Below are 23,495 nucleotides of genomic sequence, written 5' to 3' on the forward strand. Positions count from 1 at the left end.
AAGCGGGGATTATTCAGGCTCATCCGTCCGGTTATTTTAGATCCAGTCCACTCATCAGTGATTCATCACTTAACAGCTGTACAGCCTGATTGATCTCATCTCTAAAGAAATGATCTTCATCTGCATGCGCTATTTGTTCACGGATATAGGTATGGGCTTTTTCAATACCTTCACCCGGCTTCATTGGTTTCCTGAAATCCAATGCCTGTGCAGCTGTAAATAACTCAATTGCCAATACTTGCTTCACATTTTTATAAACGTTTAATAATTTTAGAGCTCCAATACTTCCCATACTCACGTGATCTTCCTGCCCCAGACTCGTTGGAATCGAATCTACAGACGCTGGGTGGCATAGTACTTTATTTTCTGATACCAATGCAGCCGCCGTATACTGCGGGATCATAAATCCGGAATTGATGCCAGTCTCCTCCATCAGTAATTCAGGAAGACCATCATGTCCCTCTAGCAGCAGATACGTTCTTCTTTCAGAAATACTTGCCAGTTCTGCTAGAGCAATGGCCGCAAAATCGAGTACCATCGCAAGGGGTTGCCCATGAAAGTTTCCACCTGATATGATATCTCCATTCTGAAAAACCAGCGGGTTATCCGTAACAGAATTAATTTCTGTTTCCACGATATTTACGCAATGATCAATAGAATCCCGACTGGCTCCATGAACCTGTGGTATACACCTGAGGGAGTAAGGGTCCTGAACCTTACCACAATTTCTATGTGACTCAAGGATCTCACTTTTTTCCAGCAGACGACGAATATTGGCAGCCACTGTTTGTTGCCCTTTATGAGGGCGGATATCATGAATGCGTTTATCAAATGGTTTGATACTGCCTTGCAAAGCTTCCAGACTCATCGCTCCCAACAGATCAGCAACTTTCAACAAATGAAGCGTCTTTTCTAAAACATACGCACCATATGAACTCATAAGTTGCGTACCATTGATCAGAGAAAGTCCGTCTTTAGCCTGAAGATCAATAGGTTTTATGTTATGCTTTTCAAGAATTTTATCAGCCGGTATCGGTTCGGTTCCTTTCTTATTCCAGAACGAACCGAATCCTAGTAATGGTAAGGACATATGTGCAAGCGGAGCCAAATCACCCGAGGCACCCACACTGCCTTTTTCAGGAACTACAGGGATTAAATCATGGTCAATGAAATAGATAAGACGCTCAAAGGTATCCATAGAAATACCGGAATAACCGATTCCCAGTGCATGGATCTTTAGCATCAGCATAAGCCTTGAGATCTCTTTTGGTATGAGGTCCCCGGTTCCAACTGAGTGAGAAAGGATCAGGTTTCTTTGCAGTTGCTTAAGTTGATCACCACTGATTCTTTTGTTTGCCAGAATTCCGAAACCGGTGTTTATCCCATAGAATGCCTCGTCCTTCTTTAAAGCCTCCTCTACTACCTTTCGCGAGCGCAAAATACTGCTTGTATCTTTTTTAAGACTATGGATCGACTTATGAAGATCGCTGTAAAGTGAACTAATTCTGATATTTACCATAAGATCTTTTTTTAAATTTCGCCTTTCAAGGTCGTCAGAACCTTCATGGAATTCAATCCCTTCTTGCAACCTACTGCCCGTTTAAGTATCATCGATGCATTCTTAACTTTCTAAATCATAACCAACACTTAGACATTATGGCAAACGGGAATCCCGCTACCGCAAATGACTTTTTCGGTCATCCGCGCGGACTTTCGACCTTATTTTTTACCGAATTATGGGAGCGATTCAGTTACTATGGAATGCGCGCTCTCCTTGTACTTTTTATGACAGCTGAAGCTCTCGGGGATAATCCCGGACTTGGTTTCAGTGTTGGTGAAGCTACAGCTATTTATGGTATTTACACCTTTTTTGTTTATGTGTTATCACTTCCCGGTGGCTGGGTTGCCGATAATATCTGGGGTCAGAAAAAAGCTGTTTTTGTAGGTGGTTGTATCATTGCTGCCGGCCACTTCAGCATGGCCATCCCCACCACAACTTTCTTTTTCATCGGTCTTGCCCTTATTGTAATAGGAACCGGCTTACTTAAGCCTAATGTAAGCTCCATGGTAGGAGACATTTATCCTGAAGGCGGGGCGCGGCGGGATGCGGGGTTCTCAATCTTCTATATGGGTATTAACCTGGGTGCAATTCTTGGGCCACTTCTTTGCGGTTTGCTTGGTGAGGGTTATAACTGGCATTACGGATTCTCTCTTGCCGGTTTTGGTATGGTACTTGGATTGATCTCCTATAAAGTTGGGGATAAATATCTGCAAGGAGCTGGAGAACTGGACGAAAACTTTACAAAAGAACAAGTTAACCGAAAGAGTAAGATCTTTTATACCGTTTCCTCCATATTTATCGCTGTTGTAGTTATCTTTGGATTTCTTCAAAGTTCAGGCGCAATTGATGTAGCACTTAGTGCCCTTGCTCAAAATCTTGGAATTGTAGCCGTAATTATCACCCTCATCTTTTTTGGATACATTATATTCTTTGGAGGCCATAATACTGAAGAGAAAAAACGACTTGGTGTTATTTTCTGGCTTTTCATTCTTGCAGCTCTTTTCTGGAGTGGTTTTGAACAAGCCGGGTCATCACTGAACCTCTTTGCATCTGATCTAACAGAAAGAGCCGTTGGCCCAAATACATTCCTGGGCGGTTACGGTGCCTTTCTCATAACTTTTATTCTAGCACTCCCTATTGGTTACTATGTGCTGAAAGCTTTTCGGCGAGATGACCTATGGGGAATGGCTAAATTCGCATTGATCGTTTCTGCTGTTGGATTACTTGGATTCCTGTATTGGGTTTTCACCCAAGTCGGCAATGGTTGGATCATTCCTGCAAGTACTCTTCAGCTGATCAACCCAACCTTTATTGTTATCTTTGCGCCGATCTTTGGGTTCATGTGGACATGGCTGGCTTCCCGAAATGCGAATCCTTCAATTCCTGTTAAATTTGGATTGGGTCTCTTTGGACTGGCTGCAGGATTTTTTGTGCTTTCATGGGGGGCAGCTAATGCTTCAGCAACAAGTCTTGTTTCGCCTGCATGGCTGATCGTGACTTACTTTCTGCATACAGCCGGCGAGTTATGCCTGTCTCCGGTAGGACTTTCCTCTATGACAAAGCTTGCACCGAAAAACAGGGTAAGTCAGATGATGGGTATTTGGTTCGTAGCTGCTGCTTTGGGTAACCTTATGGCGGGCCTTATGGCCGGCCAACTCGAGAGCCTTGCGCCTGCAGGACTCTTTCAAATGGTCGCCATTATTGTGGGTGGTGGCGGTGTTGTTGCTATACTCGCTGCACCCGGAGTTAAAAAACTAATGGGTGACATTGAGTAAACCCAACTAAAAGTGTGCCAGTAAAAGCTCCCTCTTCTAAAATGAGGGAGCTTTTATTTTATGCGGACGTCTTGGCTTTAATCCAGAAAGAACTCTTTAAGGCGCTCTACATTTACTTTTGAACCAATGTAGATCGGAGTGCATTCATGAATAGAATTCGGTTCAATTTCCATAATGCGTTTTTCGCCATCCGTCGATAACCCACCGGCTTGTTCAATAATAAAACTCAACGGATTGCATTCATACATCAATCTAAGTTTACCGTTGGGATACCTGCTGCTATCAGGATACATGAATATTCCCCCTTGTAGTAAAGTTCTATGAACATCCGCTGCCATACACCCGATGTAACGAGCTTTATAGGGTCGGTTAGTTTCCGGGTCGTAAGCCTGGCAATACTTCACGTACTTTTTTAAGGCTTCATCCCAATAAATATAACTACCCTCATCAGTACTGTAAATATTTCCTTCCTGTGGTATCTGAACTTCCTTTTCCGAAAGAATAAACTCACCAATACTTGGATCTAACGTGAAGAGCTGAACACCCATCCCTGTGGTATAAGCCATTATTGTACTAGAACCATAGAGAACATACCCTGCCGCGATCTGTTTTGTACCGGGTTGAAGGGCATCAGCCTCAGTTAAATGCTTTTTATTTTCCGGACGCATATAGATGGAGAATATACTACCTATGGTTGCACTGATATCTATATTAGATGAACCGTCAAGCGGATCCATATACACGATATATTTGCCTGATTCATCGCTTAAACGAACTACTCCTTCATTTTCTTCCGATATTACCATACACGTAATATTTGCTCTTCCCAGGGCTGATTGAAGCTGTTCATTAGCGAACAGATCCAGCTTTTTAACAGATTCTCCGTGGACATTGGAGGCGCCATCCAATCCAAGAATATTTGTGATGCCAGCTTTATTCACTTCCCGGGAAATGATCTTTGCAGCAAGTGCAATATCCCTTAAGAGCTGTGACAGATCCCCTTTAGCTCCGGGAAATTTATTTTGAGCATGAATAATGTATTCTTCAAGTGTTGTCAGTTTATTCATATTTGATCCTGAACCGGAGTCTTAGTTTGAGTTTATAGTAATTTAAAAATTGAGTTGCATACCTATAATCATTGCCTGGTAATTGTTTTGACTATCAGATGAAAAATCTTGAATCTCTCCCAGGAGGGTTAAATTATTGGTGACCTTATACCTTGTAAACATCATCAGTAACTTGTTTGTGATATCAGGTGAACCACCCAATACAGTAGTGACAGCATCTTGTGATCCTTCTCCATAACTAAGGCCTAAGGTCAGATCTTTTAAGGCATAAGTTGCCTCACCATACCATTGACTGGCTTCTACTTCTGCCTGATCTAATCCTGTTCCTGTCAAACTGATCCCGATCAATCCATCTGCTCCCACACCCTGAGTCTCAGAATAAGCACCGGTAAATCGCAAGCCGGCAGCAGTTAGCCTTGCACCCAGATCCCAGCCAGAAATGTCATAGTTATAATCTGCACTTACTACTTCAACATCCTGCACCATACCTCCTAACCAAAGATCTATCTTTCCTGAATTCAGGTCCAAGTTATAATTAGCCTGAGCTTCCAATCGGGGTGTCGCAGTCTGAATCTGCTGACTTGGCGCTCCACTTGGTTTTTCGGGATTGATCAAACCGGCTTTTAAACTAAAACCTCTAAGATCGGGGGTTGTATAGGTAACTCTAGGGTTGAAATTTGCATAGGTATACCCACTGCCTATTCTACCCAATGTTGCATTTGCACCATCAGGACCAACAAATCTTCCAACACCCATACCGCTTCCGGCATCAGCAATTGAACTACTGTTAAAGATTCCAAAACCTTTACCAATATTTATTATACCAAAATTTCCTGAGATCTGAATATCCGCAACACGTCCTTCAAACAAACCCTCGTTTTGAATGCTAGGTCCCTGAAGGTGATGGTTGATCTGAAATATCCCTTTTACGTTGAGCCCATTCATTTCCGGTGCTTCAACTGTAAAGGTGATATTTGCCGGGTTAAACCCTGACATGACTCTTGTTGCAAACTGATCTGAACCGTCAGAGTTAAAGTCCTGATGTTCTGAAGCAACTATGAATACAGGCAGTTGTCCCGTTACAGTTAATACCCAGTCATTCTCACTATCGTACTGAATAGCCTGTGCCTTCGATGTCTGAGTTGACAAAACTGTCAGACTTAATAGGCCAAAAGTGATTGCTAATGTTCTAAATAATTTTCCTGGTGAATTCATTTTTTATATCCTCTGTATGTAAAATTTAAGCTGCTTATCTATATCTATGGTCATCAAATCAGCATGAAAACCAGTGCTGCAAGTACAGCTCCTACAGTTGGTGCTGCGATAGGCACCCATGAGTACGACCAGTCATTATTTCCTTTATTAGGAATTGGGAGAACAGCATGAGCCAATCTTGGCCCAAGATCACGAGCAGGGTTTATGGCATACCCCGTAGGTCCACCCAAGGCAAGGCCGATACCAAATACTAATAATCCAACAGGCAGAGCTGCCAAAGCACCAAGACCAAATCCAACTTGCTCACCATCTATAGTTATTGATTCCAACATGTTCCCATTAGCATCAATAAAACCCGGAGCTGTCAAATAGAAGATGCCGAATATCAAAATAAAGGTGCCAATCGTTTCAGTCATAAAGTTTGCTCCATAATTACGGATCTCCGGTGCTGTAGAAAAAACGGCTAAAATAGTACCGGCGTCCTCCGTTGCATCGAAATGTTTTTTGTATGCCAGCCAAGTCAGGAAGCCACCAAAAAAACCACCGGCGACCTGAGCCAATATGTACGGAGCCACCATAGCCCAATCGAATAGTCCGGCAGTAGCCAGTCCAATAGTAACGGCAGGGTTTATGTGAGCCCCACTAAACTGCCCCATTGAAAACACAGCTATAAATACACCCATACCCCATCCCCAGGTAATAACGATCCATCCACTTCCATTTCCTTTTGTTTTACTTAGAATTACGTTTGCAACCACACCGCAACCAAATAGTAGTAGGATCGCGGTTCCAATAAATTCTGCTAAAATCGGACTCATTTTATTGTCTCCGTTTTTAAGTTTTTGATATTCATTACTTATAGTATAGTTAGTACTTCTCTACGTGCACTTGATTTTTTACTTACCGGTTTGACCATAGTGCGATTACGGTAAGCGTTTTATACTATTTTGATGTTTGTTTACCTGTCGTCTGCCCAGGTTATAGCAGCATTTACAGCTCGCTGCCATCCTTTAGTGATCTCTTTCACTTTGGCAGGATCCATTTTTTGCTCGAACTTTTTATCTACCTGCCACATCTTCCTGATCTCTTCGATATCGTCCCAGAATCCTACGGCAAGTCCGGCCAGATAAGCTGCTCCAAGGGCTGTTGTTTCCGTTATCACGGGTCGAATAACGGGCACATCCTCAACCAGATCACTTTGAAACTGCATCAAAGTGTTGTTTACGGTTGCACCACCATCTACGCGAAGCTCTTTCACATCAATTCCGGCATCTGCTCTCATGGCATTTAACAGATCGAGTACCTGATAGGCTATAGAATCCTGAGCCGCTCTTGCTAAATGTGCCCGGTTAGTTCCCCTTGTAATTCCGACCATGATCCCACGAGCATGCTGCTTCCAGTGAGGAGCACCAAGGCCTGCAAAAGCCGGCACCAGATAAACTCCATCAGAATCTTCAACTTTGTTGGCAAAGTATTCGATATCCTGTGATTCCTGTATGATGCTCATTTCATCCCGCAACCATTGTACTACGGCTCCACCTATAAAGACCGAGCCTTCCAACGCATACTGTGTTTTTCCATTGATCTTCCATGCTACAGTTGTCAGTAGGTTATTTTGAGATTTGATCGGTTCGTCTCCCACATTCATCAGCATAAAACAACCGGTTCCATAAGTATTTTTGACCATGCCCGGTTCTGTACACATTTGTCCAAACAAAGCAGCCTGCTGATCACCTGCAATTCCCGCGATCGGAACTTTGCTTGCGAATAGCGTGGTCTTTGTTCGCCCGTATTCTTCGCTTGACTGACGAACTTCAGGCATCATATTTTCAGGAATATCCATCAGATCCAGCAAGTCATTATCCCACTCCATAGTATTTATATTGAAGAGCATGGTTCGTGAAGCATTAGTTACATCCGTAATATGAAGTTCACCCTGAGTAAAATTCCAGATCAACCATGAGTCGATGGTTCCAAAAGCCAACTCACCCTTCTCTGCTTTCTCGCGGGCGCCCTCAACATTATCCAGGATCCATTTAACTTTCGTCCCTGAGAAATAAGAATCGATTACCAGCCCGGTTTTATCCTGTATCGTATCAGCATGCCCCGCTTCTTTCAAATTGTCACAGTAATCCGAAGTTCGTCTGTCCTGCCATACAATGGCATTATATATCGGCTTACCGGACTCACGATCCCAAACCACCGTAGTTTCGCGCTGATTGGTTATTCCTATACCTGAAAGCGCTTTTCCGTTAATACCAGCAGAAGCAACTGCCTCGGCTGCAACACCCGCCTGTGAAGACCAGATCTCCTGGGCATCGTGCTCTACCCAACCCGGCTTTGGATAAATTTGTCTGAATTCCTTTTGAGCTACCGACACGATCTCGCCTTTCTTATTGAAAAGCATAGCCCGAGAGCTTGTTGTACCCTGATCTAATGCTAGTATGAATTTTTCCATAGTGACTGTTGGTTCGTTTTAGTTTTTATTTACTAATTCCTTTGGTTTATACTCTTCCAACAAATACCTGTTGGCAAGGTTCGTAAACTCCTGGACCTGAGTCTTAACCCAGTCTTCATCGTAGCCCAATTCTCCGGCCATTAATTCAGCCACTTCAGGAGCCATATCAATTGCTACCCTGGCATCCAGGAACAACATTCGAATGCGGCGAGCCAGAAAATCCTCTACAGTACGGGCCATTTCATTTCTTGCTGCCCATATAACTTCAGCTTTAATATGTTCATAATCTGCGTGTAGTTTTTCGTTTAGAAATGGATACTCTTCCGTTATACCTTTTACCTCATTACGATCTGAACCATAAAAATATAATGGATCATCATAATCTGTGTTTGATTCGTATCCATGAATTTTCAAGTCTTCACTGGTCGATACCGTTTTACCAATTTTGGAAACAGATTCGGCTTTATCTACAGTATCTTCCCCCATTTTTCTGAAGGTCGTCCATTTACCACCGGTGATGGTTATCAGCCCGGAATCTGACACAATCAGTTTATGACTTCTTGAAATTTCCTTGGTTTTGGTATCTCCCTCTTTAGGTGCAGCGAGGGGACGTAAACCCGCAAATACACTTTTCACATCCTTTCGTGTTGGTTCTTTTTCCAGATATTTTTGTGCTGTCTTCAGAATAAACTCTATTTCCTCCTCCATTGCAACAGGTTCCAGACTGTGTTCATCGAGAGGTGTATCCGTTGTGCCCACAACCACTTTGTTGTGCCATGGTACAGCAAACAGTACCCGGCCATCATCAGTTTTTGGTATCATAATGGCATCCTCACCGGGAAGAAACTCCTTGTCCAGAACTAAGTGCACACCTTGACTCGGTCGCACCATTTCTTTATGCTCATCCTTATCCATTTTCATAATGTCATCTATAAAAACACCCGTGGCATTGATCACTGACTTAGCTTTTAAAGCATATGTTTTACCGGATTCCATATCTTTCATATTCGCCCCGGCTATTTTATTTGAATCTTTGATCAAGCCGGTCACCTCAGCATAATTAAGAGCAACACCTCCATTTTCAACTATGGTTTGAACCAGATTAATGGATAATCTGGAATCATCGAACTGACCATCGTGATAGATAACGCCACCTCGTAATCCCTCTTGTCTTATAGTCGGCAACCTGCGTACAGCTTCTTTCTTTGAAATAGGTTTTGATCGCCCCAAACTTAACTTACCGGATAACAGATCATACAGAGTCAGGCCAATGGTATAATAATATTTAGTCCACCACTTATACCCCGGGATGACAAACGTTTCATTCTGAACAAGATGCGGCGCATTCTTCTTTAAAAGTCCACGCTCTCGAAGTGCTTCTCTAACTAAAGCAACGTCACCCTGCGCCAGATACCTAACACCTCCATGTACTAGTTTGGTGCTGCGACTTGATGTACCTTTTGAAAAATCAGATTGCTCCAGCAATAAAGTTTCATATCCCCGGCTTACAGCATCTAAGGCAACTCCAAGGCCCGTAGCTCCACCCCCAATAATGATCAAGTCCCACTCTTTTGACAGGTTTTCATCTATTCTTTGAACTAATTTTTGGCGTTTCATAATAAATCTATACTTTCATTTTATTCTTTTATTAAAGTAAACAAAACATATCGAAACTCAAATAATTTTTTTCATGTAGCCTTACTGTTTAAATAATGCCTTTAAAAGCACTATTTTTAATCTAAATGTATTTGTTTAAATAATATTTAATTTTTTAATATTTCTTTTACTTTCGTTTAAAAGTCTATTTGTTCTAATAAAAGCACGATAGTATCTTTGAAATAAATCAAAATATATTATTATGACTGTAACGGAAAGGCACGAAATAATACTTAATGAACTGAAAGATAAAGGAAAGGTCAATGTTCAAGACTTGAGCAACACCCTGGATGTCTCAGAAGTAACCATCAGGAAAGACTTGCGGGTACTTGAGGAAAAAGGGCTCTTGTTTAGAACTCATGGAGGCGCAACTCAAACCAATCCATACACAAGCGACCGTCCGGTTTCTGAAAAGGAAAAGATCCAGGCCGGTGAAAAAAATGCCATTGCTAAAGAGGCCGTGAAACTAATCGGGGGTAATGATTCGATCATTCTCGCTTCGGGTACAACTATTTTAGCCGTCGCCAGACGTATTCAGACGGATCGCAGGTTGAATGTAATTACCTCTGCCCTTAATGTATCATTGGAATTGTCACAGCATGAAAATGTTGAAATTCTACAACTTGGCGGGCAACTTCGGCCCAGCTCAACATCTGTAGTTGGCTCCTATGCTGAACAGTTTCTGGAGGGAATTACATGTGGCATTTTATTTCTTGGCGTGGATGGCATAGACCTTGATCACGGCCTCACTACATCTAACCTTATGGAAGCCAGCTTAAATCAAAAATTCATAGAGGTTGCGCAATATACTGTAGTTGTTGCTGATCACACTAAATTTGGTAAACGTGGATTTAGCCGGATCTGTGGACTAGAGAAAATACAGCATATTATTACTGATAGTGGCACATCTTCTGATACAATAGAGAAACTGGATGAAGCCGGGATTCAGGTTACTGTTTCATCAATATAGAAAAGGGCAGCTACTAACTGCCCTTAAAATTATTATAAGTTTTTTAACTGATGGGTTAGAATCCTTTAGCGATTCCCGCACCTAAAAATGTGACCTCATTTTCAGTATCGTATCCAATATTAGCATCAAGCTGAATATCATTGCTCAAACCAAAGGTAAAACCGCCCTCAATCCAATGCTGCTCAAAATTACCATAATAATTCCCTGCATAACCGAAATATCCACCCACGTTATCTGAAATAGCAAAACCGGGCGTCACTGTAAATAACCAGCTGTCGTCAACATTGCCAACATTGAAGCTGTACCCAAGATTTGATGATAAACTTATGCTTTCATTTAAGGCATAGTCGGCAAGCAAACCTATAGATGGAACTGTTTCATCGCCGGTGAACTCATCTGAGCCTACAGGCAGACTAAACTCTGCCAACGCAGATACACTTGGTTTCCCATCACCTGACACCAGATTATACTTCAGTCCAATACCAATATCCTGAAAGCCTGAATAGGATGTAGAACCTCCCAATAATTCAGTATCTACAGATGTATAGGAATTCAATAAAGCCCTGAGTTCAAGTTTTTCGCTCAGGCCGTATCTCAGTACCAGCTGGCCTATATCGTATTGCTCATTAAATTCAGTTTTACTGAATTGAAATCCTGCTTCAAGCCCAAGCATACCTTCTGGGGTAATGAATGAACCGTTTCCAATGCCCGGTCGGTCAGGTGAGTAATTTTGTGCCTGCACCATTTGGACTCCAAACAAAAATAAAACTGTAACAGATAATATCTTTTTCATAAGGTTGTAGTAATTAGAATGATTGATAACTAAATGTGAATGTTCGCAACATCATTTCGCAATGATATTAACATATTTAGCCTTACGGATTTCATGGCAATCTGATTATCTTTATTCATGACTGAGATTACACAAAAAAAACCGATCGCCGCTATTGCAACTCCAATTGGTGAAGGGGGCATTGCCGTTATCCGCGTTTCAGGGCAAGGTGCCATATCTACCATTGATCGGGCTTTTAAAGGGAAAGACCTAACGAAACAGAACTCGCATACCGTTCATTTTGGCAAGATCATGAACAAAGATGACTTTCCGGTGGATGAAGTGCTTATTACATTATTTCATTCTCCCAGATCTTACACCGGTGAGGAAACCGTTGAAATATCTTGTCATGGCGGGGTTTTGGTCACACAATCTGTTCTTGAAACTATATTGACTCTGGGAGTCCGCTCTGCGGAACCGGGTGAATTCACCCAGCGAGCTTTTCTGAATGGCAAACTTGATCTCGATCAAGCCGAAGCGGTTGCAGACCTGATCCATGCCAAGAGCTCAAAAGCTGTTGATGCCGCCCATCAACAGCTTGAAGGCCGACTCGGTGCACATATTAAAAATTTCAGGCAGCAGATCATTGATGCCACCGCTATGGTTGAACTGGAGCTGGATTTTATTGAAGAAGACGTGGAATTTGCCAACAAAGAGCAACTGCAGAAACTGTTGGAAGAGCTTGATAATGAGATCACTGAACTTCTCGAAACTTATGAAACCGGCCGGTTAGTCAAAGATGGTGTTAAGACCGTACTCATCGGGCGACCCAATGCCGGGAAATCCACCTTGTTAAATACTTTGGTGGGCAGTGACCGCGCCATCGTAACGGAAATAGCCGGAACCACTCGAGACACCATCGATGCCGACTGGAGCTACGATGGGCTGTTATTCAAGCTGATCGATACAGCAGGTCTTCGTGAAACGGAAGATGTGATCGAAGCCGAAGGCGTTAAGCGATCTCAGAAAGCCTTTGAACAAGCCGACCTTGTGATCTATCTCAAAGATCTCTCCAATCCATTCATGGATATAGAGCGAAAAGAGATCGCTGATTTTCAATCAAGAGCTGAAGACACACCGTTCATACTGATCGGTACCAAAGCGGATATTGAAATACAGGAAGAATGGCGAACCGAGTTTGACCTAAAAATTTCAGCTTTGGAGGGAGAGAAGATCAAAGACCTGAAACAGTTACTTAAAGATCGCGCTTTGGAGAATAAGCATTATGACGCTTCCAGTTTGTTAGTCACTTCCACTCGCCATCGCGACGCCCTTCAAAAAACTAAAGAGCATGTTCAAAGTGCCTTGCGTGCACTTTCGCAAAATTTGACAGGAGATTTTCTATCGATCGACCTAAGAGCAGCTCTCAAAGAACTTGGGATCATCACCGGAGAGATCACTAATGAAGATGTTTTAGACTCAATCTTTTCCCGTTTTTGTATTGGCAAATAAAAAAGCCCGCAGGATTTAGACCATGCGAGCTCTCACTAACCATAACTCACTATCTTAATACGAAAGCTGAAGGGTTATTAGCTCACCTAGCAGTCTATCATTCGGTCATGAGACTAATTTTATGAGTCTAAACGGATCTTACCTTCTTAGTCTATCTCACCAAGATGACGATTTTTATTTTTTTAAAGTCACTGATCGACCCTCAATGAAGTTCTGCATTTGGCCTACATAAGACCCGCCTGTCAAACCTTTCACCCGCTACAATTTTTTCTTCAGAATTCTGAAGTTCTCCTTTCTAAATCGCTTATTCGTACCTAAGCGATTCAACCGGATCTACCTTTGCTGCTTTAATGGCGGGAAATATCCCGGCTAAAAGTCCGATGAGACCCAGAACTCCTACCGTTACAACAACTGCAAGCTGAGAGATCTCAGGATTACCCAGAAAATCAGCAGCTCCTCCTTCCAGATCCATAGACTGCACTCCGAAAACTATAGCTGATGAAATAGCGATACCAAGTCCCCCTCCTAAAAATGAAATGAACAGAGACTCAAAAATAAATTGAATAATAATATGAACCTTTCTGGCACCTACAGCGAGCTTTATTCCAATTTCCCGGGTTCGCTCCTTCACCACTACGAACATGATATTTGCCACACCCACCCCGGCGATCATCAATGTAAAGAAACCGACTGTAAACAAGAATATCTCCAACCCTGTAGCCACTTTCTGATTCATTTCCTCCATCTCAATGAAATCCCACATTGGCATGGCCTGTTCATCAGCCGGATCGAAGTTATACTTAGAAGCCATGATATTTGTGATCCCTGCCTTGATACTTTCCTGAAGGGCTGGATCCTGAGGACGGATCAACATAGATCCCACGTTTCTATTTCCGTACATATTCCTGAATGTGGTGTAAGGGATAATGGCGCGATCAGCATCGGGACCATTATTCATAGAGGTCTGCATTTTGGGTTTCATTACTCCAACCACGGTAAAAGGTGTGTTGTCTAGCATTACCTTCTGCCCAATCGGATTGTCATCACCGAAAAGACGTACGGCGATCTCATCTCCCAGGAAAAGCACCCTGCGCATCTCATCCACATCACGCTCATTGATGAACCGACCACCCGCTGCAGGATACATGGTTCTCATGATCTCAAAGTCGGGGTTTACTCCTTCCATGAATGTATTTGTGGTTACATTTTCTGTTTTCAGCTGTGCTCCCCAACGACCATACTGTGGACTCGAATACTGAATTCCCGGAACGGCATCCTGCAACAGATCAACATCCGCTTCGGTGAAAGAAATGCGACGACCAATTCCCAGTCCTTCATAATTCATGCTGGTTTGTCCACCATAAACAACGATAACCTGATTTCCGGCTCCAAGCATCCCTTCCATCAAGCTGGTTCCCAGCCCACGGCCAAATGCCAGCAAGAGAACTACAGATAGAGTTCCCCACGCAATAGCCGTCAGTGTCAGAAAAGAACGGAGTTTTTGCTTGCCCAGGTCAGAAAAGAATTCAGTGAATAAGGTGCGCCACATATCAGTTTACATTACAGGTTTAAATTATTGTCTCAGGCATTCAACTACATCCAGTCTTGATGCTCGCCAGGCCGGTAACAGTCCGGAGGCAAATCCCACAAATCCCAGTACAGCAAAAGCGATCAGTCCCACCTCGGGTGAGAAGTACGGGGTTCCCACAAATTCCTTGATCGGAATATCCTGCATGGCCTCAACCAAAAGCCACCCAATAAGATAGCCGGCTGAAGCTCCTATACCCACTATCATAAAAGTCTCCATAAAGAATTGAGTCATGATATGATGTCTTCTTGCCCCGGAAGCCCTTCGGATACCGATCTCTTTCATGCGCTCCTGTACTACCACAAACATGATGTTTGCCACACCGATGCCACCCACTGCCAGGGTAAAGAATCCTATCAGGCCCAGAAATCCATTAATACCTAAGAACATGATGTTGATGAATGACCAAAACTCATTGGTATCCCAGATCCCTATCGCGTCTTTGTCTGCCGGATCAAAGCGGTGTTTTCGCCCCATCACCATATAGACCTGATCCTGAATAGCAGGAGCAAGCGCCGGATCTGCCGGTGTGTATAATATGTTGTTTATGATCTCAGTGCCCATCATGACAGAAAAAGTGGATGCCGGAATAAATGATCGGTCTCTGTCCTGCTGTGAATAGGAAGAATTCTGGATCTTTTCCTGAAGTACGCCTATGACTGTAAAAGGAGTGTTGGATACCATCACCTGTTTCCCAACCGGATCCTCCTCGCCGAATAGATTTTCAGCCAGCCGATTTCCCAGAAAGATCACCCTGCGGCGGTCATCCATATCTCGTTGGTTCAGCCATCGGCCTCCTGGTACTTCAAACGTATTTCTCAATTCCTGATATACCGGATAGACGCCTCCGACTGAAGAAGTTCTGCGCTTATCACCATTAGAAATTTCAAGGCTTCTCATGTATTCCGGCGTTGCGACATCGATACCAACAATTTCGTCTTTAAGTAGTTTTGCATCCTGTTCACGATACCGGATAGGGCGGCCAATTCCGTAGCCTTCGTAAGGCTTGGTCGTTTGTCCACCAAACATGATCGCAATCTGGTCTCCCATACCCCGCATATTCAATACGGTCTGATCACGGAATCCCATTCCAAAAGCCAGCAACAGAATTAGCGTAGCGGTTCCCCACATGATACCGAAAATGGTAAGGAAGCTGCGCAAGCGCTGCTGGTTGAGGTTTTGGAATAGTTCTTTAAATAAAGCCGGGAGTAACATATTGATCTACATTAAATGATTTATCTTACAGTGAGGGTTTTAACCGGACGTTCCAATACTTTATCGCCCTCTCTTAAACCTTCGAGTACGGCTACGGTGATGGCGTCACTCATACCAATTTGGATCTCTTTTTCCTCACGGCTGCCCGGCTCTGAACCCGGCAGATCCACATAAGCTTTACCATCTCTCATCTCAACAACACGTTCCGGAATGGTCAGTGTATTTTCCAGTTTTTTGATTATGATATCGGCATTAGCAGAGTATCCGGCCCTCAAAACGGCTCCGTTTGAATTTGTTATTCTTATCTCAACCGGAAATACGGTTGCATTATCCTGCTCTTGTGCCTTCAAAGAAATATGTGATACCTCTCCACGAATGGTATCACTTGGCAAGGCACCGATCTTGATCTCAACAGGCATACCGATCTCTACTTTACCGATATCGATCTCATCTACCGTTCCTTTGAACAACAGGTTTTCCATTTCAGCAATGGTCATAAGAGGTGTACCTGCCTGATAGGATGTCAAAGGAACCACAGGTTCTCCCACGTCTACCAGTTCCTCAAGGATATACCCATCAATAGGTGCTCGAATAACGGATTCAATGAGAACATCGCCCATTTTGATACGGCCGGATTCGAGTAGCTGCAATCGCTCGTTTGCGATCTGCTTTCTCACCATAACATCACTGTGTCTTTCTTTTAATTGATCGTATTCCTGCTGAGCCACAAGCTTGCGCTCAAGCAACTGACTCATTCTATCTAACTCTTTTCGTAAATTCTCTTCCTCGATCTCGATTCGCTCCAGGCTTCTTTTCGCTTCTGCTAATTCAAGTGGAGTGGGGTCCGGACTCACTTCGATCAGCGGGTCCCCTTTTCGAACATAATCGCCGGCTTCAGCATATAGCTTACTTACAACCCCTGATAATTTTGACTTGACCGCTATCTCATTTTCAGGTTCAATAGTTCCAACTGCCAGAGCCTTTTCAACTATGGTCCCTATCTCTGCCGTTACATGTGGTTCTTCCTGAGAATTAGCCTCTTCCGCATTATTACTGTAGCTGTAGTAGAAGCCTCCGCCACCTAATACGATAACCACTAAGGTTACTACCCAGATCCATGTTTTTCTTTTTTGCTTTGCCATGATGATTTTAATGAAATTGAATTGGTTTTGACTGTCTCTACGATTCCATCTTTGTAATGTTTCTATATTTTTTCTAAACCTTCCTATGAATATTTCTCATCAGGATTGGAAACAGCTATTATTGTGCGCCGAACCGCATAAAAAATCCTTAAATATTTCATTGGCCTGAACTAACATTTTCAATATTATGAACTCATAAGCATGCCATGTTTGTTACCTTTCTAAATATCCATTAAATATTAATTTCTGATCTTGAGTGACTACAACACATTTATAAAAGAACTTGCAAAAGCACACAGAGATGTGTCTACCTGCCCTCCTCCCGAAATGGTGATCTCCTTTTTTGAGCACTTACTAAGCATGCTGTTTCCTGAGTTTACACATGAACGTAAGACCAATGAAAATTCTGTAAGGGAATCACTTGATGTCTGTAAATTGGAACTCCGAACTATTCTGGATCAAAATAAGGAGTGCGTTAAAAGTGGCCGAAGCGGACTAGAAGATGCTTTTTTCGACAAACTTCCCTTCATCCGCAAAGCGCTGATCGAAGATGTGGAAGCGATCTATGCCGGTGACCCTGCTGCTAAAAGCAAAGGCGAGATCATTCGAACCTATCCTGGATTCTATGCCATTGCTGCACACCGAATAGCCCATGAATTACTGCAGCTTGGTGTAAACCTCATACCAAGGATCATTTCAGAATTTGCACACCGGCAAACTGGTATTGATATTCACCCGGGGGCTGAGATCGGAGACCATTTTTGTATAGATCACGGTACCGGCGTGGTGATCGGTGAGACCACAAAGATCGGTTCAAACGTCAAGATCTATCAGGGTGTGACTCTTGGCGGGCTAAGCGTCAGAAAAGAGGACGCTAAAATAAAACGCCACCCAACCATTCAAGATAACGTAGTGATCTATTCCGGTGCCACGATCCTTGGGGGCGATACCGTGGTTGGTTCTGGCAGTATCATCGGTGGTAATGTGTGGCTGACCAAAAACGTGCCTGCTAATTCCAAGATCTATTACAAAGCCAAAATGTCGAATACCGAAGGTGAAACGGATACGATAACGTATAAGTAGATTATTTCAACCAGAATAATCGATCTCATAGACTTCCAAAGAATGCCTGCCATCTTCGCGAGCAACCTTAAATAGAACTTCATTATTTCTAATATCCATCAACCTATACTCATCATTACTTTGAGGAAGGGTAACTGTTGTTATAAATTTTCCCTCAATTGAATAAATATCAATTTCTTCTGCTTCCCCATAGACCTTACTGCGGTGAGCCCAAATAAAATTCTTATCATCTATTTCAATATTCTGAAAAACCGGTTTTTCATCATTAGAATTTGAAAGCATCGAAGCAGCCTGACTTGATATCCTTTTAGCATTTTCAATTCTTATTTCGTTTTCTTTTTGGGTACGCACAACAGGATCGAAAGGGTTTCCAAATTGTACCAGTTTGTTATCTTTTACATTAAATTTATACAAATGATAATCGGGTGATTTACCAACTGTAATTATTTCTCCTTCCTCTGAAATATCCCAAGTTCCCCAGCCAGAAATAAACTCATACATCTCATTATCTGAATTTTCATTAATTGAAAAATATAATTCAGCATCTTCAAGCCGGGTATCAATTTTGTGTATTCTGATTTTATCAAGCCCGGTTGAAGGATCAGGACTCATAGTCCAATAAAACAAGTCAGTTGCATTTCTTTGAAAACTCCGTGTATGAGCATAGAGCAATGCATTGTGGGGAGTGGAAAGTTCACTAATCAAATTATAAGTTTTATTCCATATAGCAATCTTCGCATTCCCAAGATCAGTAACAATAATATCTCCGGTATTATTTGATGCAATGGACATTGGCACCATTAACTCGCCGGGCCCTCTTCCTTCATTCCCTAATTTTTGGATAAATTTTCCATCATTATTATAGACAAAAATTGATTTTTCTGATGAAGGCAGCAGTATTACCCTACAGTCATTTGTAAAAACTGCGTCACGAATATTACCGAAAAAAATATCCCCCTCTTCACTTTCTTCAATTGAATAAGAATAGATCAACCTAATATTCGTGTCCTCTAACGGCGGCGTAAAAGACAAGAAAAATGATATTATAAAAAAGTAAATCATAGTCTTTCTGTTATCACAGTATTGCCTGATAATTGGCTTTATTAAACGCTATCAAATTACCTCTTCATAAAACACATGAGTAAAAGCGACTCTTTTTACATTCAAATTGGTTATCAGATTATAACAAAATATTTTAAGTGCCACTAAAGTACGAAAAGACAAACCATGAAAATCGAAGAACTCATCGGCAACACTCCCCTTATTGAATTGCAAAAAATCCCAACCAACAAGAATGTAACGATCTATTGTAAGCTTGAGGGACAAAATCCCGGCGGTAGTGTTAAAGACAGGGCGGCATTAGGGATGATCAACGGAGCGCTGGATCGTGGTGATATTAAACCCGGCGATACTTTGGTTGAAGCCACAAGTGGCAACACTGGTATAGCCCTGGCCATGATCGCTTCGATGAAAGGATTGAAGATCAAATTACTGATGCCGGAAAGTGCCACCGAAGAGCGGGTAAAATCCATGAAAGCTTTTGGAGCTGAAGTCATCCTCACACCTGCTGATAAAACAATTGAATATTCCCGGGAACTGGCACAAAAAATGGCTGACGATGAAGGTTTTTTTCAGTTGAATCAATTTGGCAATCCTGATAATTACAAAATGCACGAACGCACTACCGGGCCTGAAATATGGGAAGATACAGACGGTAATATCAGCCATTTCGTTTCTGCGATGGGCACCACCGGAACCATCATGGGTGTATCCCGTTTCCTGAAATCTCAAGATCCGGATGTGCAGATCGTAGGCACTCAACCGACCGAGGGTTCTTCCATTCCCGGCATCCGAAGATGGTCACCTGAGTACTTGCCTGAAATATTTGAGGCTGACCGAGTTGACAGGATTGTGGATGTGAGTCAGGATGAGGCCACTGAAATGGCACGACGTATGGCGAAAGAGGAAGGTATCTTTGCGGGAATGAGCAGTGGAGGAGCCTTGACAGCCGCCCTTAAAATTGCTGAGGAAATCGATGAGGGTATCATCGTTTGCATCACCTGCGATCGTGGTGACCGTTACCTGAGTTCACCTTTGTTTGGTACATAAAAAAAGCCTCATCAACTTAATGATGAGGCTCTAAATACTTTTTAGAAAGGTGTGTATTAGTTTCCGCCCTCTTCTGAAGTTCCGTCTTGGTCATCGCTTTGAGTCTGAGGAATAGCAGGCGAGGTTTCTGATGGTGACTCAATTGGAGCATTCATTCCCGGTGCCCCTTCCTGCAGAATACTTCGGTTGACCTCACCTCTGTCGATGGCGAAATTTGCCAATACGCACAAGGTCAAGAAGATACCTGCAAGTATGGAAGTTGCTTTTGAAAGCAGATCCGCAGTTCTTCGCGCACCGAGTCCGCCACCGCCTCCGATAGCTCCGGCTCCACCCATTCCGGAAATTCCTTGACCCTGCCCCGGTTGTAACAAAACAACCACGATCAGCAGAAAACAAATGACAGCAATGACACCAACAATTATATTATAAAGCATGTAATTAGATTCTTATCTTTTTTGGAGGGTGCAAAGATACCCATTTTTGCATACTATCCCAAGCATAGGAGTATCAAAATATACAATTAACGAATGAAAGAGTTCATAAACAGTATAAAAGAATTCATTGCTAATTCACCGAGCCTCACAATTCAGATAGCGGAGACTCTCGGAATCATCATTTTTTTATGGCTTATCCGGTTTTTCGTTGTCCGCATTCTACAAAAAAACGTAGAAGACAGGAAGACAGTTTATAAATGGAAAAAAAATACCAACTATCTTGTTTTCCTGATCGGTGCCATAATACTTGCACAAGTTTGGTTTTCAGCATTAGGACAACTGGGAACATTCCTTGGACTGCTTTCTGCCGGTATTGCTATTGCCCTGAAAGATCCTGTTACCGATCTGGCCGGTTGGCTTTTTCTGATCTGGCGAAAGCCATTTGACGTTGGAGACCGTATTCAGGTTGGCAACTCTAAAGGGGACGTTATTGATATCCGCGTCTTTAAATTCACAATTCTCGAGATCGGAAACTGGGTGGACGCAGACCAAAGTACAGGTCGTGTGATCCATATCCCTAATCACAAAATATTTACCGATGATATTGCTAACTACACCAGTGACTTTGAATGGGTGTGGAATGAAATGGGTGTATTGGTAACTTTTGAAAGTGACTGGAAAAAGGCCAAGACCATACTTCAGGAAATTTCAGATGACGTCTGCCAGGAATTTGTCAATCAAGCACATAAAGAGGTGAAAAAAGCCGAAAAATCCTACCTTATCCAGTACCGCTACCTTACTCCAATTGTGTACACAAGCGTTAAAGACAGTGGCATTAATCTTACCATTCGCTACCTATCCAACCCAAGAACCAGACGAGGTGTATCACAACTTCTTTGGGAGTCCATCCTGAACAGGTTTGAAGAACATGATGATATTGATTTCGCCTATCCAACCATACGTTACTACAATAACCCCACCGAAGGTAAAGCCGGCACAATTCCGGACGGTAATTAGAAACTATAGATATAGACTCACCACTTTCTAATTGTCTTCATCTGCTCCATCATAGTTACGGAGTTTGGGAATAGGCTGAATGAGTTCTTTAGAATTATTGGACGGGTCATTAACTAATTCTGGAACCCTGAATACTGTCATATGAGGAAGCAGGTCATCTGCATTGATACCTCTATCAACTAATGACTTTCCATTACCGCCTAACCATGCTTCATATTGATCACGTTTTAGGATCACCGGCATTCTATCGTCCAAAGGCTCAACTAATGCATTGGCCGGCATAGTTAGTATGGCAAAGGTTTCAACCGTTCTCCCGTTCTTATCCTCAAATGTTGAGCAGAGTCCTGCAAAACCGGTCACATCTTCAGAAATAACTCTCAAATAAAAGGGCAATGGATCTTCCACTGTTTCCTTCCACTTATAAAATCCGGATGCTGGAATTATACACGTTTGTGTTTTTAGTTTTCCAGCCCATTCTTGCGACCCTTTTATCTCCTCGACCGTAAGCTCCTCCCGTGCTTCATCAGTAAGTTTTTCTCTGTAACCCCACTCTAAAGTATCAATATATCTTTGTCCATCTTTTATAAGAATAACAGGCATAACGGATCCGGGAATTACATTATAATTTGGCTCGAAAATGACCTCCGATCTCGATCCTACTCCAAATGCTTCTTCAATTTCCTCTTTTTGTGCATCTAAGACATATCTTTCCATAAAGCTTAAACCCATTTTTTATATTGGCTTTCAGGTAATAAACGAAAAATCTCCCAAGTATTGCCCAACAATTTCCATTCTTCTCATATCCTGCTGATATTGCCTCTTTGTAATTTCTATATTTGCTGATATTTGAATTTCAAGCATTGTCTATGAAAAATATATTTTTTAGTGTTGAAGAGCAACGAATGCGCTCGCTGTTCAGGATCATTCTCTTTTTGTTTTTGTTTAGCTTTGGCGTGGCTCTTCCTTCGATTATTCCTTTCACAGCCTTACAGTACGTGAGTATTTCCCTCTTTACCCTTGTATTGTACTACGTCATGTTCAGATTCGTAGATCAGCGATCCTGGGTTCACTCCGGATTGGTTATTAGTAAAGCATGGCTTAAAGAGTTACTTGCTGGCATTGTGATCGCCGCCCTTGTGATGGGTGTCATTTTCCTATTCATCTGGCAAACCGACGGGTTAGAGATCAATGGTTTTGGGTGGGAAAGAAATGGTCAGAAATACTGGCTTATTCCAATTTCAGTTTTCTTTGTCCAAATGGCATCCGTTGGATTTTACGAAGAATTGTTGTCACGCGGATATCTCATTCCCAATATCAAAGAAGGCTTGTCGATCGGAAATATATCTCCATTCAAGGCAACTTTGATCAGTGTTTTTGTCAGCTCTGCCTTGTTTGGAATTGCTCACGCGGCCAACCCTGATGCTTCATATACAGCTGTCTTTAATATTCTTTTAGCCGGTATCATGCTTGCGATCCCTTACATCATCACGGGGAGATTAGCATTATCCATCGGTCTTCACTTTTCCTGGAATTTTTTTCAGGGAGGTGTCTATGGATTTAGGGTGAGCGGCATGGAGATCCGAAATTCAGTTATTCAGATTCAACAAAAAGGGCCGGATTGGTGGACAGGCGGTGCCTTTGGACCAGAGGCCGGACTAGCTGGCTTACTCGGCATCATAGCCATAATCCTTCTCACATTTGTCTATTTACGCCACTCAGGAGTCGACCTAAATCCCGTTAGGCTATTTAAAATTCATTACGCAGACTATAGAAATTCGGATAATAAATAACATAACCTGAGCTTCCACAACTTTTTTTGTATATTGAAAGATCTTCATCTTTTGAAGATAAGATCTTTGAAAATTGAACTATAACGCCAAAACGAAAGAGGTGTAAACATTGTCTTTTGAAGAATTTGGCT

General features: G+C 42.4%; 20 protein-coding genes. 7 read left to right on the forward strand and 13 right to left on the reverse strand.

Annotation, left to right across the window (positions count from 1 at the left end; all coding sequences use genetic code 11):
• Positions 1 to 31: 31 nt before the first annotated feature.
• On the reverse strand, positions 32 to 1,519 hold the full coding sequence (gene hutH, locus ACKGJO_RS10220; RefSeq protein ID WP_458860087.1) for a histidine ammonia-lyase: 1,488 nt from the start codon (positions 1,517 to 1,519) through the stop codon (positions 32 to 34).
• A gap of 137 nt (positions 1,520 to 1,656) precedes the next feature.
• Between hutH and ACKGJO_RS10225 the strand changes: the two genes are divergently transcribed.
• Complete coding sequence (locus ACKGJO_RS10225) at positions 1,657 to 3,336, forward strand: peptide MFS transporter (RefSeq protein WP_411323342.1); 1,680 nt, start codon at positions 1,657 to 1,659, stop codon at positions 3,334 to 3,336.
• Positions 3,337 to 3,413: 77 nt separating this feature from the next.
• On the opposite strand, the gene fbp is transcribed toward ACKGJO_RS10225, so the two are convergent.
• The 5 genes from fbp to ACKGJO_RS10250 all read right to left on the reverse strand — a co-directional run bounded on the left by fbp (position 3,414) and on the right by ACKGJO_RS10250 (position 9,693).
• The gene (gene fbp / locus ACKGJO_RS10230; RefSeq protein WP_411323343.1) at positions 3,414 to 4,403 is read right to left on the reverse strand and encodes a class 1 fructose-bisphosphatase; all 990 of its coding nucleotides are present in this window, start codon (positions 4,401 to 4,403) and stop codon (positions 3,414 to 3,416) included.
• Between the two features lie 42 nt (positions 4,404 to 4,445).
• Positions 4,446 to 5,618, reverse strand: coding sequence for a porin (locus ACKGJO_RS10235; RefSeq protein WP_411323344.1), 1,173 nt, complete (start codon positions 5,616 to 5,618; stop codon positions 4,446 to 4,448).
• Between the two features lie 53 nt (positions 5,619 to 5,671).
• Entirely contained in the window at positions 5,672 to 6,436 is a 765-nt protein-coding gene (locus ACKGJO_RS10240; protein WP_411323345.1) for an MIP/aquaporin family protein, read from the reverse strand.
• A gap of 140 nt (positions 6,437 to 6,576) precedes the next feature.
• Positions 6,577 to 8,076: a glycerol kinase GlpK gene (gene glpK, locus ACKGJO_RS10245; RefSeq protein ID WP_411323346.1), complete on the reverse strand. Its 1,500-nt coding sequence runs from the start codon at positions 8,074 to 8,076 to the stop codon at positions 6,577 to 6,579.
• Between the two features lie 18 nt (positions 8,077 to 8,094).
• Positions 8,095 to 9,693: a glycerol-3-phosphate dehydrogenase/oxidase gene (locus ACKGJO_RS10250; protein ID WP_411323347.1), complete on the reverse strand. Its 1,599-nt coding sequence runs from the start codon at positions 9,691 to 9,693 to the stop codon at positions 8,095 to 8,097.
• A 241-nt stretch (positions 9,694 to 9,934) separates the two neighbouring features.
• Between ACKGJO_RS10250 and ACKGJO_RS10255 the strand changes: the two genes are divergently transcribed.
• On the forward strand, positions 9,935 to 10,702 hold the full coding sequence (locus ACKGJO_RS10255) for a DeoR/GlpR family DNA-binding transcription regulator (protein ID WP_411323348.1): 768 nt from the start codon (positions 9,935 to 9,937) through the stop codon (positions 10,700 to 10,702).
• Positions 10,703 to 10,757: 55 nt separating this feature from the next.
• On the opposite strand, the gene ACKGJO_RS10260 is transcribed toward ACKGJO_RS10255, so the two are convergent.
• On the reverse strand, positions 10,758 to 11,495 hold the full coding sequence (locus ACKGJO_RS10260; RefSeq protein WP_411323349.1) for a transporter: 738 nt from the start codon (positions 11,493 to 11,495) through the stop codon (positions 10,758 to 10,760).
• A 126-nt stretch (positions 11,496 to 11,621) separates the two neighbouring features.
• On the opposite strand from ACKGJO_RS10260, the gene mnmE reads away from it, so the two are divergent.
• The gene (mnmE, locus tag ACKGJO_RS10265; protein ID WP_411324083.1) at positions 11,622 to 12,986 is read left to right on the forward strand and encodes a tRNA uridine-5-carboxymethylaminomethyl(34) synthesis GTPase MnmE; all 1,365 of its coding nucleotides are present in this window, start codon (positions 11,622 to 11,624) and stop codon (positions 12,984 to 12,986) included.
• Between the two features lie 304 nt (positions 12,987 to 13,290).
• Here mnmE and ACKGJO_RS10270 read toward each other — a convergent pair whose 3' ends face one another.
• Genes ACKGJO_RS10270 through ACKGJO_RS10280 form a run of 3 tightly spaced genes read right to left on the reverse strand, consistent with a single transcriptional unit; the run spans position 13,291 to position 16,931 of the window.
• A complete protein-coding gene (locus ACKGJO_RS10270) occupies positions 13,291 to 14,535 on the reverse strand; it encodes an ABC transporter permease (protein WP_411323350.1) in 1,245 nt (414 codons plus the stop codon).
• A gap of 24 nt (positions 14,536 to 14,559) precedes the next feature.
• Entirely contained in the window at positions 14,560 to 15,789 is a 1,230-nt protein-coding gene (locus tag ACKGJO_RS10275; protein WP_411323351.1) for an ABC transporter permease, read from the reverse strand.
• Positions 15,790 to 15,809: 20 nt separating this feature from the next.
• Positions 15,810 to 16,931 carry an efflux RND transporter periplasmic adaptor subunit gene (locus tag ACKGJO_RS10280; protein WP_411323352.1) on the reverse strand — a complete coding sequence of 374 codons (1,122 nt, stop codon included), beginning with the start codon at positions 16,929 to 16,931 and terminating at the stop codon, positions 15,810 to 15,812.
• Positions 16,932 to 17,183: 252 nt separating this feature from the next.
• On the opposite strand from ACKGJO_RS10280, the gene epsC reads away from it, so the two are divergent.
• On the forward strand, positions 17,184 to 18,014 hold the full coding sequence (epsC, locus tag ACKGJO_RS10285; protein ID WP_411323353.1) for a serine O-acetyltransferase EpsC: 831 nt from the start codon (positions 17,184 to 17,186) through the stop codon (positions 18,012 to 18,014).
• Positions 18,015 to 18,020: 6 nt separating this feature from the next.
• On the opposite strand, the gene ACKGJO_RS10290 is transcribed toward epsC, so the two are convergent.
• On the reverse strand, positions 18,021 to 19,076 hold the full coding sequence (locus ACKGJO_RS10290) for a 6-bladed beta-propeller (protein WP_411323354.1): 1,056 nt from the start codon (positions 19,074 to 19,076) through the stop codon (positions 18,021 to 18,023).
• A gap of 165 nt (positions 19,077 to 19,241) precedes the next feature.
• On the opposite strand from ACKGJO_RS10290, the gene cysM reads away from it, so the two are divergent.
• On the forward strand, positions 19,242 to 20,123 hold the full coding sequence (cysM, locus tag ACKGJO_RS10295; protein WP_411323355.1) for a cysteine synthase CysM: 882 nt from the start codon (positions 19,242 to 19,244) through the stop codon (positions 20,121 to 20,123).
• A 56-nt stretch (positions 20,124 to 20,179) separates the two neighbouring features.
• Here cysM and secG read toward each other — a convergent pair whose 3' ends face one another.
• Positions 20,180 to 20,557 (reverse strand): preprotein translocase subunit SecG, encoded by a 378-nt coding sequence (gene secG / locus ACKGJO_RS10300; RefSeq protein WP_411323356.1) that lies wholly within the window; start codon positions 20,555 to 20,557, stop codon positions 20,180 to 20,182.
• A 93-nt stretch (positions 20,558 to 20,650) separates the two neighbouring features.
• Between secG and ACKGJO_RS10305 the strand changes: the two genes are divergently transcribed.
• A complete protein-coding gene (locus ACKGJO_RS10305; protein ID WP_411323357.1) occupies positions 20,651 to 21,574 on the forward strand; it encodes a mechanosensitive ion channel family protein in 924 nt (307 codons plus the stop codon).
• 27 nt (positions 21,575 to 21,601) lie between these two features.
• Here ACKGJO_RS10305 and ACKGJO_RS10310 read toward each other — a convergent pair whose 3' ends face one another.
• Positions 21,602 to 22,288, reverse strand: a complete 687-nt coding sequence (locus ACKGJO_RS10310) for an SOS response-associated peptidase (protein WP_411323358.1) — start codon at positions 22,286 to 22,288, stop codon at positions 21,602 to 21,604.
• A gap of 152 nt (positions 22,289 to 22,440) precedes the next feature.
• On the opposite strand from ACKGJO_RS10310, the gene ACKGJO_RS10315 reads away from it, so the two are divergent.
• Complete coding sequence (locus tag ACKGJO_RS10315; RefSeq protein WP_411323359.1) at positions 22,441 to 23,364, forward strand: CPBP family intramembrane glutamic endopeptidase; 924 nt, start codon at positions 22,441 to 22,443, stop codon at positions 23,362 to 23,364.
• Positions 23,365 to 23,495 lie beyond the last annotated feature (131 nt).

The organism is Gracilimonas qinghaiensis, assembly GCF_046602855.1.
In the GTDB taxonomy this organism is placed as follows: Bacteria; Bacteroidota; Rhodothermia; order Balneolales; family Balneolaceae; genus Gracilimonas.

Coding starts and splice junctions, on each gene's coding strand:
- hutH (WP_458860087.1), bottom strand. CDS start 1,519: ATGGTAAATATCAGAATTAGTTCACTTTACAGCGATCTTCATAAGTCG.
- ACKGJO_RS10225 (WP_411323342.1), top strand. CDS start 1,657: ATGGCAAACGGGAATCCCGCTACCGCAAATGACTTTTTCGGTCATCCG.
- fbp (WP_411323343.1), bottom strand. CDS start 4,403: ATGAATAAACTGACAACACTTGAAGAATACATTATTCATGCTCAAAAT.
- ACKGJO_RS10235 (WP_411323344.1), bottom strand. CDS start 5,618: ATGAATTCACCAGGAAAATTATTTAGAACATTAGCAATCACTTTTGGC.
- ACKGJO_RS10240 (WP_411323345.1), bottom strand. CDS start 6,436: ATGAGTCCGATTTTAGCAGAATTTATTGGAACCGCGATCCTACTACTA.
- glpK (WP_411323346.1), bottom strand. CDS start 8,076: ATGGAAAAATTCATACTAGCATTAGATCAGGGTACAACAAGCTCTCGG.
- ACKGJO_RS10250 (WP_411323347.1), bottom strand. CDS start 9,693: ATGAAACGCCAAAAATTAGTTCAAAGAATAGATGAAAACCTGTCAAAA.
- ACKGJO_RS10255 (WP_411323348.1), top strand. CDS start 9,935: ATGACTGTAACGGAAAGGCACGAAATAATACTTAATGAACTGAAAGAT.
- ACKGJO_RS10260 (WP_411323349.1), bottom strand. CDS start 11,495: ATGAAAAAGATATTATCTGTTACAGTTTTATTTTTGTTTGGAGTCCAA.
- ACKGJO_RS10270 (WP_411323350.1), bottom strand. CDS start 14,535: ATGTGGCGCACCTTATTCACTGAATTCTTTTCTGACCTGGGCAAGCAA.
- ACKGJO_RS10275 (WP_411323351.1), bottom strand. CDS start 15,789: ATGTTACTCCCGGCTTTATTTAAAGAACTATTCCAAAACCTCAACCAG.
- ACKGJO_RS10280 (WP_411323352.1), bottom strand. CDS start 16,931: ATGGCAAAGCAAAAAAGAAAAACATGGATCTGGGTAGTAACCTTAGTG.
- ACKGJO_RS10290 (WP_411323354.1), bottom strand. CDS start 19,076: ATGATTTACTTTTTTATAATATCATTTTTCTTGTCTTTTACGCCGCCG.
- cysM (WP_411323355.1), top strand. CDS start 19,242: ATGAAAATCGAAGAACTCATCGGCAACACTCCCCTTATTGAATTGCAA.
- secG (WP_411323356.1), bottom strand. CDS start 20,557: ATGCTTTATAATATAATTGTTGGTGTCATTGCTGTCATTTGTTTTCTG.
- ACKGJO_RS10305 (WP_411323357.1), top strand. CDS start 20,651: ATGAAAGAGTTCATAAACAGTATAAAAGAATTCATTGCTAATTCACCG.
- ACKGJO_RS10310 (WP_411323358.1), bottom strand. CDS start 22,288: ATGGAAAGATATGTCTTAGATGCACAAAAAGAGGAAATTGAAGAAGCA.
- ACKGJO_RS10315 (WP_411323359.1), top strand. CDS start 22,441: ATGAAAAATATATTTTTTAGTGTTGAAGAGCAACGAATGCGCTCGCTG.